Origin of the sequence: Acinetobacter sp. YH12236, assembly GCF_013417645.1 — a bacterium.
GTDB lineage: Bacteria > Pseudomonadota > Gammaproteobacteria > Pseudomonadales > Moraxellaceae > Acinetobacter.
Genome location: NZ_VPDM01000022.1, coordinates 33,148 through 49,205, shown reverse-complemented (window position 1 = coordinate 49,205; position 16,058 = coordinate 33,148). Strand labels below are relative to the sequence as shown.

The window sequence follows — 16,058 nt, the reverse complement described above, 5'->3', positions numbered from 1 at the left end:
GCTGTTTTGGCACACTGTATAAAGGATAGGCATAAAAATAACGAAGTTATAGATAGTTGCTTTACCTTATGCATTTTTTTGTTATGATGTGCATCGCGCGCTCATAGCTCAACTGGATAGAGTACAGGTCTCCGAAGCCTGTGGCGTGGGTTCGAGTCCCGCTGAGCGCACCATCATTTTTAAGTTCACTTTCCTCATTAGATTAAAAAATCAATTCCAGATCTATAAAATAAATTATGAATTCTCTTCCTCTTCATCCTGATGTTTTTGACGTATTTGATCTCTTTTAACCTGAGGGTCTTGATTCACGCCTAACTGACCGCGTTGAATCTCTCGATCCTGTTTCTCTTGTGGATCTAATTCTTCTTCTGGAAACTCTTCATTCAGTTCTTCATCTGGTTTAGCCATCGGGAATTACCTCTTGTTGAGAATATATATATGTATAAGTCGCCCTAGTCCTTTAATTCTATAAAAGTGGATGAATTACATTGTTGTATTTAGAAATGATTTGATTCTAGGTATTGTTGCGAATGTAAGATTACTTTTGTAATTGAAAAATTCTTCAAGGTAGATAGAAGTAAATGAAGATTTAAGTAAAAATATAAGTTTTATAAATTAATTTATTCTAAGTTCATAGTTCATGTAATTCATCATGCTATAAATATATATGCCACTATTTTCATCATTTAACACAACGGTTAGAAATAAGTCGTTATATGATGAAGCCTTTGTTACGACCCAATCATAATTATCCTAAATTTTTTGCATGCTTAAATGATGTATTTTGCCAATTTTTTAAAGCTAAAAATTGGAATTTTTCATAAGAATTGATACACATTTGAGAATTCTAACTTTATATATCTCATTTGAGAAAATGAAAAGAAAAAATCTTTAAATAAAAAAATGATATGTTGATTTAAGTTGTTGAAAATAATAATTTAATATTGAAAATTTTATTTTTGGAAAGAAAGTTAGATAGCTAAAATTTTAGAAGGAATATCCTCAGCAGAAAATTTTTATCAAATAATAATTTATAAAATTTTAAAAAGATTATTTACAAATTGCATACAAAGTGGAATGATTATACAATTAATTAGGGGATTTTTTATGCAAATTCTACAAATTGGGCTGTTGTTAATTCTTCTTATATGTGCTCTCACATCCATTATTGTAGGTGTAATCCTCAGTGATTTTATATTTGGAATAATCGGTCTATTGTCCATTGTGGCTGCAAGCCTAGTCTTACAAGCGTGTAAAAACAGCTTAAAAGATCCTTTCAGGACGAAGGAAAGATGATCTATTTCATGTAAAGATAAAAATACTAGTGAGGGGGAAAGAGGCTTCTTAAAATCAGTAATGCATCATTTAATAAGATGAAGAAAATAAATCTAAAAAATAGAAATAATAAGGGGTTAATAATGAACATACTAAAAATGGGATTAGTTGGTGTTTTCATCCTTCTTGCTGTAATTGCCTTGATTACAGGATTTATTCATCAAGAAGTGCGTTTAGTAATTATTGGAATTTGATATACGCTGAATTATCAGGAGACTTTCCCTTGGGAGATTTTAGGCAGCCAACTTATAAAAGTCTTCGGCCATTTGATTTGGTGTCTTAAAACCCAAACCCTTTTGAATTCTTCGATGATTATAAAATAACTCAATGTATTTTATAATATCTGCTTTGGCTTCTTCTCTGGTTTGATAGTTGTAATGATGCATTAACTCATTTTTCAGTATTCCCCAAAAGCTTTCAATCGGTGCATTATCGTAACAGTCTCCGCGCTTGCTCATTGAACCTTGAAAACCATATTGCTCAAGTATATTTCGATATTCATGGCTGCAATATTGACTTCCTCTGTCTGAATGCACAATCAGTTCTTTGGTTGGTTTTTGATTGTGAATAGCCATATTTAGCGCATTACAAACAAGCTGTGTTGTCATGCGCTCATTTAAGCTATAGCCAACCACTTGCTTCGTGTAAAGGTCTTTTACCGCTGCTAAGTACAGCCATCCTTCAACAGTCCATATGTACGTAATATCACTTGACCATGCTTGATTTGGTCTAGTCATTGAGAATTGTTGCTCCAGCAGGTTTTCATAGATCGCTCGATTATGGTCACTATTCGTAGTCCTTTTAAAACGCTTGTGTCGCTTACAATACAGGTGGTTCAGCGCTTTTATCTGACGTACAGCGTACATACTCATTTTTATGCCCTGAGCTTGTAAGTATTTGGTTAATCGAATATAACCATAGCTCTGCCTTGTCTCCTCATGGGCTATTTTCACCAATATCGTCTGTTGATTTCGTTGAATCGTTCTTTTGCTCACGCCTCTCTTGAGCCAATCATAAAAACATGAAACTGAAACATGAAGTAATCGAGCCATTAAGGTAATTGGAAATGAATATCTTTTTTGTTTCATATAGGCGTACCTTACTGACTTTCTTTGGCAAAGTACGCTGCTGCCTTTTTTAAAAATTCACGTTCCATTTCAGCTATTTTGAGCTGTTGTTTAAGTTTTTTATTTTCTTCGAGTAGAGCGTTTAGATCAGGTGAATACTGTTTTGTACCTGCTAAAGTTCCAGCCTTTGCTTTGGTATTCCAATTTGAAAGAGTTTGCATTGAAATGCTAAGTTGTCTAGCTGTTTCCGAGACATTGCCTTGATTGGCTTCAATTAATTTGATGGCTTCAGCTTTAAATTCTGTGGTGTAAGTCTTGTATTTCTTGCTCATGGTAAACTCCTGATGAGTGTGTTTAGTTTACCAAGTTAAAACCTCCTGTTTTTTCAGCACACATCAATTTTATTAATTGTAGCATCACTACTCATGTCAATCTTGGCTAAAGAAAATGCAAAACAATTATTCATGATTAAAGGTCAATAGCATATATTGACCAAAAGCATTTATCTTCTCATGTATATTTGAGTACAGGGGAAAGAATAGGAATCTAGTCACATAGAGTGGTTTTTCTCTTAAAAATTAGTATCTTATTCTCACAATAAAAATGAGACATAGATATGAAAAAATTATTATTCATTGGGTTGATGATTGGGGCTTCTTCAGTTGCTGGAGCGAATACACCATTAGCTATTCAATATGGTAATCCTGTTCCAATAGATAAAGCAGTAATTACAACTACACCTTATCATGCTCAAGAAAACCTAATAAGTCAGTACTCTTTGGCTTTTGGCTATGCCGGTTCAAAAATAGGGTCGGACAGTTTTTTGGGTACCGAATCATTCGATGGGCTGTTTATTAATGGTGAATATCAATCCCATCCAACGGCCAGCTTATGGGCCGAATATAAATTTCAAAGTTCAGATATTGATTACAATCAAGTTGCAATGGGGATAAAAAATAAATTTCTGGAAAATGATCAGCTTTATTCAGCAGTTTCTATAGGTCTGGGAATGAGCTGGGTAGATGAAAGTGAAACGGATGCAGATCTTGGTCGAATCGATCTTGAATTGGATTATTTTACAATTCCCGTTGCATTGGAAGTCGGTTATAAAGTTGCTCCTGAAGCAGATTTATTTGGATCTTTTGGTTATCAATGGATGTTTAACCGTGACGCCAAGATTTGTATGAATGGCGCATGTGTCTCTGGTAAGAGTGATGATCTGGACTTAAATGGGGTTACTTATCAATTTGGTTTTCGCTATTACTTTTAGTGGCTAATCAATCGCCTTAATAGCGAACTCTTTTACTTAAGACTTGAAATTGTATTTAGATGAAATTATTCATTTTTCACATAAATAAAGAATATTTTTTATTGAAATTTAAATAGATAGGGTGTAGAGATAGAAAAGAATAGAATTGTTTGTAGTGCTCTATTGAGCCAGCCAAAATATTTTAATCTGCTTTTGAAAAAGCACAATTTAAATATTGTATAAGTCTTCTTTTAGAAGTGTAAAAGCGTATTGTAGGTAAAAAAAATCCTGCTATATTGAACTCATGGTAGGTTATAAAACGAAACGACGCTACCAATAAGTTGGACGGATCAATGACAGTTAGTTGAGTTCGAACTTCGGTTCAGGCAATAGATCTAGCACTAGCCATCCAACACAGAGCCCGCAGCGATGCGGGCTTTTTAATGCAAAATTTTAAGCGTGAGTTATTAATAATTTTGACTCTTTTATTTGTATGGCACATTCTTCATTAGCGACAATATATAGTCAATAAAAGGTGCTCGCTAAAAAATCTTACATATTCGTTTGAAAGCCTTTCAAATAACTATGTTATAAGAATTCAGACAAGCAAATTTAATAATGCCAATAAAGGGAGGTATGACGATGACAAAAGATTTAATTGAAGTGCAAGTCAAAAACCAGTATGGCAAAATTCTGAATGTAAAAGCATTACTACGTGCTGGCGCTCAGCATAGTGATCCGTCCCAGCGTTTGGAACAGCAAGTCGAATATATTGTCGTGGATGATGAAATTATCCGGCCAACGATTGAACTGTTATTTGCCAGTGAGCAGACCGACTGTATCTATCGTGTTTTAGAACCTAAATAAGGATCCGGGATTCATTATGCTGCTTTGCGACCCTTAAAAAAAGATATAGCTCATCCAATGATGAGCTTGATTTTGATATCTTAGTTCAGCTTCTTTATAAATAGTTTGATGCAGAATAAAAACTGATAAATTTAATTCAAAGAGATTGGATAAATTCCTATCATTTCTCAGTTTCTTAATTTTTTATGTTATATAGCATCAAGCTATCTACATAGATGATCTAAATGAACTTCTTCAAAAATACGCTCTGAGAAAAGCATTATTTCAGAAAACTTTTAATGTGACATTTACATCATAACGGTCAAACTCGTCCAGAATCTGATGAAGTGTTTGCTGTCCGAGTTCATCTGCAGGCCTAATATGTACTTCCTGATTGGTCGCGCTGTCAAAACATTCAATTGTTTGAATTAGCCAATGATGTTCGATTGAACTCTTTTGAATTAATACCCGTCGTGGCTGTAATGCGTCACTGATCTGGCGGGGCAGTACATAAGTAATCGCAAGTTGTATAGTGTCCAATTCTTCAGCTGGACTCAAAAAAGTGATTACCCAATTGCCCACTTTACTGAGCTGCATGGGATTATCAAAGGCATCGAATTCGAGATAATATTGCATGGGAAGAAAGAGGATTAATTTATATTATTTCCTATATGCACCTGTTTAGAGGGGGTGTTCTATCACGCTAAAGTATAAGAACAGCTAGATGCAAGAAGTGATTAAATATTAAATTATTAAAAATCAATAAATTAATATTGATTTGTATCTGTTTTTATTCTGAATATCGATTAGTTAAGAGCTTTAAAGACTAAGATAGTCATCTATAAAATACTTTATTTCACTTGCTGAATAAAACAAAACATGATTAGTTAAAAATCCCTCTCAATATTTAGAGAGGGACGAAAAAATTTAATTTACAGCGTAAGGATCGCGGTATTTTCCAATGCTTTGCGTAGATAAGGATCTAAGTCCTCCTGACGAAGGAGCCACTGAACATAGTCAGCAGGAAGTTCGGCAATCGCAGTACCACGGTGCTTACCGAAATTGATGGTACGTGGAATACGCGCATCTTCAGATGCTTCATAGAGTTCTTCAATACTGCTGATTTTCAGGTGATGCACAATATGCATCAGGATATTTGCTGTCAAAATGATATCCATATCGGCGCGATGGGCTTTACGGATCATTTCTCGGGCGCGCTCGCTGCCTTTGGTAATCATATAGATTAATGCAGAGATATTATGTGCTTCAGCCTCTGGCCAAACACGGCGGGCGAGGGCAAGGGTACAAATTGCTTTAATATTCGATGAATCGACGCCACATTTTTCTAAGGCACGAATATCATAATCAATATTATGGCCAATGATATAAGTGGTTTCTTGCGGGAGTTCAAAGCTGCTGTAATGCGGTTGTCCTTCCAAATCGGACTGCAGAATATGATGTACGGCCATTGCGGCAAAGGAAATCGGTTCGTCGCATGAATAAAGCTGATCAAACAAGCGACTTTTATCCAGACTGATTTTATGGTCTATGATCTCTACAGGCGCATAGGCAATTTCAATGGGTTGACCATTCAAGGTATGGGTTTCAGTATCGAGAATGATAGCCTGCATGACGAGAATATGCCTGAAAAAAAGTGGATATCAAAATCTAACATTATTGTTTCGATCCTGACAATTGAAATGCCGGATTTCAACTTTAATTGCAGACTTTTTGACTGATATAGAATATTTGTAATCTACACTTATAAATAAAAGTTTTCAAAGTTTCTGTAAATATTTCCAAAACTTAAATTTATCGTGTTGGAATGGTCATAAATTAAATCGCTATTTATTAGAAAAATAACAAAATAATCTCTTGTATTTAATGAAATAACTTGGGAAATTATTGTCTAGTTTTATCAACTGATAAAGATAAAACTATAAAAATTATGAGAGATAATAATTAAGACAAGGATAAGATCGATGAAACGTCATGTATTGACTGGTTCTCTACTCGCGCTAAGCGTAGCTTTAACTGCCTGTAATGATAGCGATGATGATCGTTATTATGAATCCAAACCCGCTATTACCGTAAATAATATTGACAATCCAGTCGTAACCACACCTGTAGCCTATACCAAAACAGATCTGACTGCTGTTGCCGATGAGAGCGTGGTCATGACCTATAAGATGTTAGGTATTAATAATAAGGAAACCCAAGCGACGGCACTGCTTTTCACTCCAAAAGGAACGCCTCCTGCAAAAGGTTGGCCGATAGTGGCATGGGCACATGGTACGACGGGTGTGGCCGATCAGTGTGCACCAAGTCGCAATGAAATAAATTCTTATATCAAAAATATGATTGCCGGATTCCTTCAAGCGGGATATGTGGTCGTTGCGCCTGATTATGAAGGTTTGGGTGAGCCGGGTGGAAAAGAACTTCATCCTTTCCTTAACCTTAAGAGTGAAGCTTATTCGATTACCGATGCTGTAGTCGCAGCAAAAGACTATTTAGGTTCGGATGCCTCTAATCAGTGGATGGCAGTCGGTCATTCTCAAGGTGGTCAAGCGGCTTTAGGCGCTGCCCAATATGCAGCACGTGCTTCTCAAATGACTTATAAAGGTACGGTAGCTTTAGCTCCTGCTTCTAATTTCAGTCTGATTCTGGCAGGTGGAGAGGCTCAAGCTGGACAAGAACCAGATCTGAATAAAAAGATTCAAACTCTAGCCTCTTTAGATACTTTTACCGCGCTGATTGTCGCGGGATTGCGTAATCCGAATCCAAATCTGCAATATATTCAGGTCTTTAAAACACCAACAGACGAGATTGCCAAGAATGCCGAAACAGATTGTTATGATGTATTAGGCAACAAATTCGGTACGGCAATGGGAGCTTATGCCCAAACCAATGGGAATCTGGAAGAATATCCGCGTACTCAAGCTAATTTTATGAGTATTCCAATAGTGAAGAATTTCCTGGATAAAGACTCTCAGCCTTTACAGGTTAAAGTGTCTACACCTGTGATTATTTATCAGGGAGAGGCGGATTCTACTGTTCCAAAGGCTGCAACAGATGTTTTAGTGAGCTTAGCGAATCAGAAACAAACCTCGGTACGATATATTACGGACGGTTCATGGGATCATGGTAGCGTCTATGCACTGAATATCGCTAATATTATTTCAGATGTAAAATCTCTAATGCCAATTCAATAACTTATTTTTATCTCTATAGCTCATGTTTTTTTAAGCATGAGCTATTTTTATTGCAAACTGAATAAAGTTCATGATCGAAATTGGCAAAGTTCATGTTACAATACGCGCCAATCTTAGCACGGCTTAAAAGCCCTAATTTAATAGGACCTCGCTAATGTTTGCCAATATCTCTATTGCTGAATTTGATCCAGAAATCGCTCAAGCAATCTCTAACGAAGATGCTCGCCAAGAAGCGCACATCGAGTTGATCGCTTCTGAAAACTATTGTTCACCAGCAGTAATGGAAGCTCAAGGATCAAAACTCACTAACAAATATGCAGAAGGCTACCCAGGCAAACGCTACTATGGCGGTTGTGAATATGTAGATGTCATTGAACAATTGGCAATTGACCGTGCTAAAGAATTATTTGGTGCTGATTATGCTAACGTTCAGCCACATGCTGGTTCTCAAGCAAACTCTGCAGTTTATTTAGCGCTGCTTAACCCAGGCGACACAGTATTGGGTATGAGCTTGGCTCACGGTGGTCACTTGACTCACGGTGCGAAAGTAAGCTTCTCAGGTAAAACTTATAATGCAATTCAATACGGTCTGAATCCAGAAACTGGTGAGATCGATTATGAAGAAGTTGAACGTCTAGCTGTAGAACACAAACCACGTATGATCGTAGCTGGTTTCTCTGCATACAGCCAAATCGTAGATTGGCAACGTTTCCGTGACATCGCGGATAAAGTTGGCGCTTACCTGTTTGTAGATATGGCTCACGTTGCTGGTCTGGTTGCTGCTGGCGTTTACCCAAGCCCAGTTCAAATTGCTGACGTAACAACAACAACTACTCACAAAACTCTTCGTGGTCCTCGTTCAGGTCTGATCCTTGCAAAAGCAAACGAAGAAATCGAGAAAAAACTTCAATCAGCTGTATTCCCAGGTAACCAAGGTGGTCCTCTGGTTCACGCGGTTGCTGCTAAAGCAATCTGCTTCAAAGAAGCAATGGCACCTGAATACAAAGCATACCAACAACAAGTGGTTAAGAATGCTCAAGCAATGGCTGAAGTTCTAATCGAACGCGGTTACGATGTTGTATCTGGCGGCACTAAAAACCACCTGTTCTTGTTGTCTCTGATCAAACAAGACATCACTGGTAAAGATGCTGACGCTTGGTTGGGTGCTGCACACATCACTGTGAACAAAAACTCTGTACCAAATGATCCACGTTCTCCATTCGTGACTTCAGGTATCCGTATCGGTACACCTGCTGTAACGACTCGTGGTTTCGGTGAATCAGAAGTTCGTGAACTTGCTGGTTGGATCGCTGATATCCTTGATGCTAAAGGCGATGAAGCTGTGATCGCTGCTGTTAAAGAAAAAGTTGCTGCTGTTTGTGCTAAATTCCCTGTTTACGCAAAATAAGCCTAACTTGAGAAAAGCCCCCTCAAGGGGGCTTTTTTATTGGGTGATATTTTTTCTGACTCATCTTCTGCTGCTAGCTTTTACGATGAGTTAAAAGGGAAGATAAGATCAAAGCTTAATCAATCCTATATAGAAAATACTTATCCTTTTATAAAACAAAGTTGAGAAATACAGATCCTATAAATCTGATTTCGAAAAGAGTATTGAGTTTTTCTAAAACTGGTTACATTCTTTGAAAAACAGCTTTATAAGTTGAGTTAAGACACAATTTTTTTAGCAGCTAAAAATAGATTTTTTATATTTGAACTTAATTTAATCTGATTAACCACTTAGAACCTAGATTCATTCGCTTTTTAAAGACTATTCAATCATTCATTAAACAAGGTAGTAAGAATGGCTAAACCAAAAATTATTTTATCTGAACAGGATGTGGAGCGTCTCGAAACCATGCTTGAAAATCAGGACAAGCTCAGTGAGACCATGCTTCAACTGGAAGATGAACTGGCTCGTGCTGAAGTGGTCAAGCCAGAGGACATGCCAAGCAATGTGGTGACCATGCATGCGCGTGCATTGCTGACGATTGCACCATCAACGGAGCCTGTAGAAATCACCTTAGTCTACCCGCATGAGTTTAAAGGTGAAAAAGGGCAAGTGAATGTCGTAGCACCGATTGGAACTGCAATCTTGGGCCTGGCAGAAGGACAGACCATTGAATGGCCACAACCTGATGGTCAGTTGATGAAAGTCACGATTGAAAAAGTGCTGTATCAGCCGGAACGAGAAGGTGACTATCTATAATTTTTTAGTTAATTCGCCAATATAAAAAGGCCCCTATCATCGGGGCTTTTTAATATCCATGTTTTAATGCTTGGTGAGTTTATCCAGATAACCCATAATAAATGCAGAAATCACAAAAGTCAGATGCATGATGATGTACCACATGATTTTGTCATTCTCGACGTTACGAGCATCCATAAAAATACGTAGTAAATGAATCGAAGAAATAGCTACGATAGAAGCAGCAACTTTTAGTTTAAGCGAATTGGCATCCATAGTGCCGAGCCAGTTCAGGCGGGTTTTATTTTCATCGATTTTGAGTTGTGAAACAAAATTTTCATAACCTGAAAACATCACCATCACAATAAGTCCACCAACCATGGTCATATCAACCAGGGAGAGAATTACCAAGATCAGGTCAGCTTCAGTATATTCAAAGATATGCGGCAGGACATGAATGACTTCCTGAAAGAATTTTAAGGCCAGTAATAATAAAGCGAATGATAAACCAAAATAGACAGGTGCCAAGATCCAGCGTGCGGCATACATCGTATTATGAAAAAAACGTTCCATTTTATTCTCAGGTTACCTACTTTATTGTTGATCTTGATCATAAATAATTCATGCTTAAAATTCGAGAATTATTTATGTTTTATAATGCCTTATAAGTATTCTTAAGTTTAAAAAAAGCTTAATTAAGACCATAAATTAACTTGGCATTTATTGTGCTTATCCTTATTTGGTTGATTATTAGCCTATTTGAGGCTGATGGGAAAGGTTATAGAGAGCAACAGCAGGCTAGAAGCAAAATGATTCATACAAGAAATGACTGTAGGCCAAACTTAATTCCAACAATATCTTCAACGTATATAAAGAAAATTCTATGGCTTGAAGCATTCCTTTGCAAAATGCTACATGTTATGTTGAATGAAAAGACGTACTATAAAAATCGAATTCATTGAGTTTAAAGGGCCATGTCACAGATAGATGTTTTGATTCCAATCCAAGACATTGCAGTAGAGCAGAGCGAGATTCTAAGTATCAAGCGCAACGAACTTGTGCCTTTACTCCACGATCAATACAAGCTGAATCATTATGCGGACTCACTTATTCAGGCGCAGGCAGTACTATTAAATGGGGTAGATCCCCATCTGACCCAACAACTGAGCCAGACGATTGAACAGCTGATTCACATGCTGGCTCAATCAAAAAAATATTTTAAAAAACGTAAATTTAATGCCTTGCAGAAATGGCTGGGTATTGATCTGGACTATGGCTCAAGTCAGGTTGAATACTATAAAAAACTGGACTATTTACTGGATCAGGCAGATCACCTTAGCCGTAAGTTACAAATTGAAATCCAGAAATCCCAATCGCGATTCCAGCAGCTGATCGGTTTACGTGAGCAAATGGCCAAGCATATTGTGGCAGCAGAAGAATTTTTATCTGAATATCCGCAGTTTGTAAGGAATCAGCATCCACTGGATAATTTTTCTGAGCGGTTGTCAAAAAAGGTGCATACCTTAAGAACCTTGCAAAGCAGTAATGACATTGCCATTACCCAGATGCAATTGTCCCAGCAACTGTCTTATAGCCTACTGGATCGGTTTAAAGAAGCGCAACAGGTGCTGATTCCGGCCTGGCAATATCATGTCAAACAAAGCCAGACGAAACACTCGACAAGTGATCTGGAAAAACTTGATAATAGCCGGGACAATTTGATTAAAACGTTAAAAAAGTCACTCGAGAAACCCTCGAATACATAACAATATAAGGTGAAACATGACCAAATCTGATGTAGTAAATTTACCTGTCGAAAGCTCAACTGAACTGACTGAACAGAAGTTTCAGCAAATGGATCTCAAAGAGCTGGGCTTGCAGCCTGCCGATTTTCAGGGGGTCTTGGCAGCACGTAAAGAACTGCAGAATATGAGTCATAATAGTGTGGCCGAATATGGCAAAAATATAGCCACCAAAACTTCAAGCTATACCGATGAATTGCTGAATCTGGTACAGAACAAAGATCTGGATGCAACCGGTCAAAAGCTGAATCAGGTGGTGCAGGTGGCACAGCAACTGAATACCAGCAGTATCTTGAACAAGAAAAAGAGTTCAGGATTTCTGGGCAATATCATCAGCAAATTTAAGGGCGTGAAAGATAACTTTGACTCGCATTTCAATACCACCAAAGAACAGATTGATGTGCTGGTCAAGGAAATTGAAACTTCACAATCTGGATTAAAAGCCCGCGTTGATACCCTGGATAAAATGTTCGATGGGGTGCAGGAAGAATACAAGCAGCTGGGTATTCATATTGCAGCTGGACGTTTACGTGAACAGGAATTGCAGCAGGAAATTGCTGCGCTTACAGCTTTGCCACAAGATCAGAGCACCACGCAAAAAATCTATGACCTAAATCATCTAGCCAATAATCTGGAAAAACGCATCAGTGATTTACAGGTATTGCAGCAATCTGCGATGCAGACTTTGCCTATGATCCGGATTATTCAGTCCAATAACCTGATGCTGGTGGATAAATTCTATGCCATTAAAAATATCACATTGCCAGCATGGAAAAACCAGATCAGTCTGGCCATTTCACTGAATGAACAGAAGAACAGCGTACAGCTGGCCAATACCATTGATGATGCGACCAATGAGCTTTTACGCCGTAATGCAGATTTATTGCATCAGAACTCGGTCGATACGGCAAAAGCCAACCAGCGTTCTGTTATTGATATTGAAACGCTTGAACATGTGCAAAATACCCTCATTAAAACTGTTAATGATGTGATTCAGATCCAGAAAGAAGGTGTACAGAAACGTACTGAAGCAACGGTACGTTTAAGAGCCTTACAAGATAATCTGAATCATTTGGTGATTGAATCAAGTACCAGTGGATCTAAACCCAACTAAATGCAGTAGGGCCAAGATCTAAAAAAAGGAGTAGAGATTGCCGCCCTTAGATGAATATGCTGTAAATCCTCAGGAAATCAAGCAAGGGGTCGTCGCACTCAAAAAGCGTCAACGTAATTTGATGCTTTTGGGACTGACCACCTCTACGGTCTGTATTGCATCCGTGATAGGTCTATTCTTTCAGCAGGAAATGGTTTATGGCTTTTTTGGCCTGAGTACTCAGCTTCAACAGCTGCATTTACCAGTCAGTGTCGATGCTAATCTGGCCAGTATTGGGGATAGTCCGGATTATTTCTTTGCTCTATTAAGCTGGTTTGGCTGGCTGATTCTGAAAATCTTTGCCTCTTTTATTGGTGCATTTTTTCTGGTTGGATTGCTGAAGAAGTTTCGCTTCTTCTATGTGCGCTTTCAGTCTTTCATATTGAAGTTTGTAGGCTGGCTGATTTCCTTTATCGTGATCTGGTCAGGACTGACTTATTGGCAATATGACCTGAGAAATGACCGTGAAGACGCTTATCAGCAAGTGGTCTATTACGATAGTAATATCAATGATAGTGAAGTGGCTCGTTATCTGGTTGATTCCGATATTGCTTCACCGGTGAAATCTTATTTACTTGCCCAAACTGCACTCTTGCATAAGCCTGTGGATCTATCCGCAGCCAGACCTTATGTCGCACAAGTAGTTGAAGCAGAGCGGCAAGATAACAAGTTTGAACAATACGGATTTAAACCGGAACAGATCTGGACCATGCAGCAACAGGTCTATGGCAAAAGTCTAACGCCTGTGGCACAAAGTGTAGATCGTCAAGCCCAGCAAGCCGAACAAGTCAGCAAGATTACCAATGTCATCATTATTGGCATTGCCATCTTATTTGCCTTGCTTAGCTTAATCATATTTGTACTAGCTAATTCAATTAAGGGGCGTTCGCTACGTATTGAACAGCGAATCTTCTAAACTTAAAAATGCTTCTTTAAAAGGAGCATTTTTATTTTCCAATCTATATTCGGTTTCTTTGGGATAAAAGGCATAAATTCTAGCGATAATAAAAAATAAAATGAGGAGATGGTTTTTGATCTATAAAAACGATCTTTAAGATAAAAACAAACTGTTTTACCTATTTTTGTTATTCACTTAATATAGCTTCATCGAATAAATATTTACTCCCTTGGAGACGTTAGCAATGTTAGATCAAAATACTTCAGCTCAATTAAAAACACTACTTGAACGTTTGGAAGGCCCGATTGAATTAGTGGCAACTCTGGATGGCTCTGACAAATCAGCTAAAATCAAAGAACTGGTTGAGGAAATCGCCCAGCTTTCTGATCTAGTGACTGCCCGTTTTGACGGTACCAACAAACGTGCACCAAGCTTTGGTGTGGCAAAAGCCGGTGAACAGCCTCGTGTGTTCTTTGCAGGCTTGCCGATGGGTCATGAGTTTACTTCCCTGATTCTGGCATTGCTGCAAACTTCAGGCTATGCACCAAAAGTCTCTGCCGAAGTTCTGGAATCGATTAAAGGTTTAGGCATTAAATCTGACTTTGATGTATTTGTCTCACTCAGCTGTCATAACTGTCCTGATGTGGTACAGGCATTGAACCTGATTGCCATCTATAACCCGGGTACCACAGCAACCATGATCGATGGTGCTTTCTTCCAGGAAGAAGTAGAAGAACGTAAAATCATGGCCGTACCGATGGTCTTCCAAGACAATGAACATATCGGTCAGGGTCGTATGACGCTGGAAGAAATCATTGCCAAACTGGATACCAATGCCGCAGCCAAAGATGCTGAAAAACTGAATGCCAAAGATGCATTTGATGTCCTAGTGATTGGTGGTGGACCTGCAGGGAATACTGCAGCGATCTATGCAGCACGTAAAGGCATCAAAACTGGCATCGTGGCTGAACGCATGGGCGGTCAGGTGATGGATACCATGGACATTGAAAACTATACGTCAGTGCAAAAAACTCAAGGTCCGAAATTTGCGGCTGAAATGGAAGCACACGTGCGTGAATACGGTGTTGACATCATGAACCTGCAACGTGTCTCTGACATTAAAGGTGCAGATCGCACAGCCAATGGTCTGGTAGAAGTGACTTTAGAAAATGGTGCCAAACTTGAATCTAAAACAGTCATTCTGTCTACCGGTGCACGCTGGAGAGAAATGAATGTTCCAGGTGAAGCAGAATACAAAACCCGTGGCGTTGCATACTGCCCACACTGTGATGGTCCATTGTTCAAAGGTAAACGTGTTGCGGTAATTGGTGGTGGTAACTCCGGTGTAGAAGCTGCGATTGACCTTGCGGGTATTGTTGAGCATGTAACGCTGGTTGAGTTTGATACCAAACTGCGTGCGGACCAGGTATTGCAGGACAAACTGAACAGCTTGCCAAACACCACCGTAATCAAAAATGCGCTTTCTACCGAAGTGATCGGTGATGGTTCACAAGTCACAGCGTTGAAATACAAAGACCGTGCAACTGATGAAGAGCATACTGTTGAGTTGGCTGGGATCTTCGTTCAGATCGGTTTGTTGCCGAACACTGACTTCCTGAAAGGAACCGATGTTGAGCTAACTAACCGTGGTGAGATTGTGATTAACGAGCGCAATGAAACCAATGTCAAAGGTGTGTTTGCTGCAGGTGACTGTACCACTGTTCCTTACAAACAGATCATCATCGCGACTGGTGAAGGTGCCAAAGCATCATTATCTGCCTTTGATTACATCATTCGCTCTGGTCAGTAAAAAAGAGCACCTGGAATCCCCACATTCCAGGTGCTTAATCTCAAACACCTATTATTATTTTCGCTTTATAGGAACTCAGGATGCGAACACCCGGGTTCCTTTTTTTAGTTATTGTTAGATCAGCCAAAAGCGTCCCCAATCGCTTTTAGCTGTTCCTTTCCTCTGGACAGTTTTTGTTTTCAACCCTTATTTTTATCTTTCCCCAAGGTTGTTCTTAGATGAAGTCATCAGACTTCATGCATCATTCAAGCTTTGAACAGATTCAAACCTTTAAATTTCTCCATTAACTGTTCTTGCGTTTCCCGATGCTCGGGATGCGGCACAATGCATTCAATCGGACAGACGGCAATACAGGTTTGATGATCATAGAAACCCACACATTCGGTACAACGATTGACGTCAATTTCATAAAGCTTCTCGCCCTCATAAATTGCTTCATTTGGGCATTCCGGTAAGCACATATCACAGTTGATACATTTATCGGTAATCAAGAGCGCCATT

General features: G+C 38.6%; 16 protein-coding genes and 1 tRNA gene. 11 read left to right on the top strand and 6 right to left on the bottom strand.

The window, feature by feature from the left end; translation table 11 throughout:
• The first annotated feature begins 97 nt into the window (after window positions 1-97).
• Window positions 98-173: transfer RNA gene (locus FTV14_RS10700), tRNA-Arg, on the top strand.
• A gap of 61 nt (window positions 174-234) precedes the next feature.
• Here the strand turns inward: FTV14_RS10700 and FTV14_RS10695 are convergent.
• Window positions 235-408 carry a hypothetical protein gene (locus tag FTV14_RS10695; RefSeq protein ID WP_171505603.1) on the bottom strand — a complete coding sequence of 58 codons (174 nt, stop codon included), beginning with the start codon at window positions 406-408 and terminating at the stop codon, window positions 235-237.
• A gap of 1,160 nt (window positions 409-1,568) precedes the next feature.
• Window positions 1,569-2,734, bottom strand: a protein-coding gene (locus tag FTV14_RS10690) for an IS3-like element ISAba22 family transposase (RefSeq protein WP_180053894.1) whose coding sequence is annotated in 2 segments (ribosomal slippage) — window positions 1,569-2,476 and window positions 2,476-2,734 — 1,167 coding nt in all. Because the reading frame shifts where the segments join, the coding sequence is not laid out codon by codon here.
• 284 nt (window positions 2,735-3,018) lie between these two features.
• Here FTV14_RS10690 and FTV14_RS10685 point away from each other — a divergent pair.
• Both FTV14_RS10685 and FTV14_RS10680 read left to right on the top strand, forming a co-directional pair.
• Window positions 3,019-3,672 (top strand): hypothetical protein, encoded by a 654-nt coding sequence (locus tag FTV14_RS10685; RefSeq protein WP_180053893.1) that lies wholly within the window; start codon window positions 3,019-3,021, stop codon window positions 3,670-3,672.
• A gap of 621 nt (window positions 3,673-4,293) precedes the next feature.
• A complete protein-coding gene (locus FTV14_RS10680) occupies window positions 4,294-4,518 on the top strand; it encodes a hypothetical protein (RefSeq protein ID WP_159124508.1) in 225 nt (74 codons plus the stop codon).
• A 264-nt stretch (window positions 4,519-4,782) separates the two neighbouring features.
• On the opposite strand, the gene FTV14_RS10675 is transcribed toward FTV14_RS10680, so the two are convergent.
• On the bottom strand, window positions 4,783-5,079 hold the full coding sequence (locus FTV14_RS10675) for a hypothetical protein (RefSeq protein WP_354667256.1): 297 nt from the start codon (window positions 5,077-5,079) through the stop codon (window positions 4,783-4,785).
• Between FTV14_RS10675 and FTV14_RS16200 the strand changes: the two genes are divergently transcribed.
• A complete protein-coding gene (locus tag FTV14_RS16200) occupies window positions 5,023-5,151 on the top strand; it encodes a hypothetical protein (protein ID WP_354667255.1) in 129 nt (42 codons plus the stop codon). The genes FTV14_RS10675 and FTV14_RS16200 overlap by 57 nt on opposite strands.
• 278 nt (window positions 5,152-5,429) lie before the next feature.
• On the opposite strand, the gene FTV14_RS10670 is transcribed toward FTV14_RS16200, so the two are convergent.
• A complete protein-coding gene (locus tag FTV14_RS10670) occupies window positions 5,430-6,128 on the bottom strand; it encodes an exonuclease domain-containing protein (protein WP_166135972.1) in 699 nt (232 codons plus the stop codon).
• A gap of 351 nt (window positions 6,129-6,479) precedes the next feature.
• Here FTV14_RS10670 and FTV14_RS10665 point away from each other — a divergent pair, with 351 nt between their 5' ends.
• From FTV14_RS10665 to rnk, 3 genes are all read left to right on the top strand, one after another.
• On the top strand, window positions 6,480-7,709 hold the full coding sequence (locus FTV14_RS10665; protein ID WP_180053892.1) for an alpha/beta fold hydrolase: 1,230 nt from the start codon (window positions 6,480-6,482) through the stop codon (window positions 7,707-7,709).
• Window positions 7,710-7,863: 154 nt separating this feature from the next.
• Entirely contained in the window at window positions 7,864-9,117 is a 1,254-nt protein-coding gene (glyA, locus tag FTV14_RS10660) for a serine hydroxymethyltransferase (RefSeq protein WP_004784306.1), read from the top strand.
• A 393-nt stretch (window positions 9,118-9,510) separates the two neighbouring features.
• Complete coding sequence (rnk, locus tag FTV14_RS10655; protein ID WP_034171243.1) at window positions 9,511-9,915, top strand: nucleoside diphosphate kinase regulator; 405 nt, start codon at window positions 9,511-9,513, stop codon at window positions 9,913-9,915.
• 63 nt (window positions 9,916-9,978) lie between these two features.
• Here rnk and FTV14_RS10650 read toward each other — a convergent pair whose 3' ends face one another.
• Complete coding sequence (locus tag FTV14_RS10650) at window positions 9,979-10,467, bottom strand: TIGR00645 family protein (protein ID WP_005236522.1); 489 nt, start codon at window positions 10,465-10,467, stop codon at window positions 9,979-9,981.
• Between the two features lie 401 nt (window positions 10,468-10,868).
• On the opposite strand from FTV14_RS10650, the gene FTV14_RS10645 reads away from it, so the two are divergent.
• From FTV14_RS10645 to ahpF, 4 genes are all read left to right on the top strand, one after another.
• Window positions 10,869-11,660, top strand: a complete 792-nt coding sequence (locus FTV14_RS10645) for a tellurium resistance protein (RefSeq protein ID WP_180053891.1) — start codon at window positions 10,869-10,871, stop codon at window positions 11,658-11,660.
• A 16-nt stretch (window positions 11,661-11,676) separates the two neighbouring features.
• Window positions 11,677-12,810 carry a toxic anion resistance protein gene (locus FTV14_RS10640; protein WP_179993421.1) on the top strand — a complete coding sequence of 378 codons (1,134 nt, stop codon included), beginning with the start codon at window positions 11,677-11,679 and terminating at the stop codon, window positions 12,808-12,810.
• Window positions 12,811-12,847: 37 nt separating this feature from the next.
• Window positions 12,848-13,765, top strand: a complete 918-nt coding sequence (locus FTV14_RS10635; RefSeq protein ID WP_166135984.1) for a hypothetical protein — start codon at window positions 12,848-12,850, stop codon at window positions 13,763-13,765.
• A 226-nt stretch (window positions 13,766-13,991) separates the two neighbouring features.
• Complete coding sequence (ahpF, locus tag FTV14_RS10630; RefSeq protein ID WP_180053890.1) at window positions 13,992-15,557, top strand: alkyl hydroperoxide reductase subunit F; 1,566 nt, start codon at window positions 13,992-13,994, stop codon at window positions 15,555-15,557.
• Window positions 15,558-15,802: 245 nt separating this feature from the next.
• Here ahpF and FTV14_RS10625 read toward each other — a convergent pair whose 3' ends face one another.
• Window positions 15,803-16,057, bottom strand: coding sequence for a YfhL family 4Fe-4S dicluster ferredoxin (locus tag FTV14_RS10625; RefSeq protein ID WP_180053889.1), 255 nt, complete (start codon window positions 16,055-16,057; stop codon window positions 15,803-15,805).
• Between the last annotated feature and the right edge of the window lies 1 nt (window position 16,058).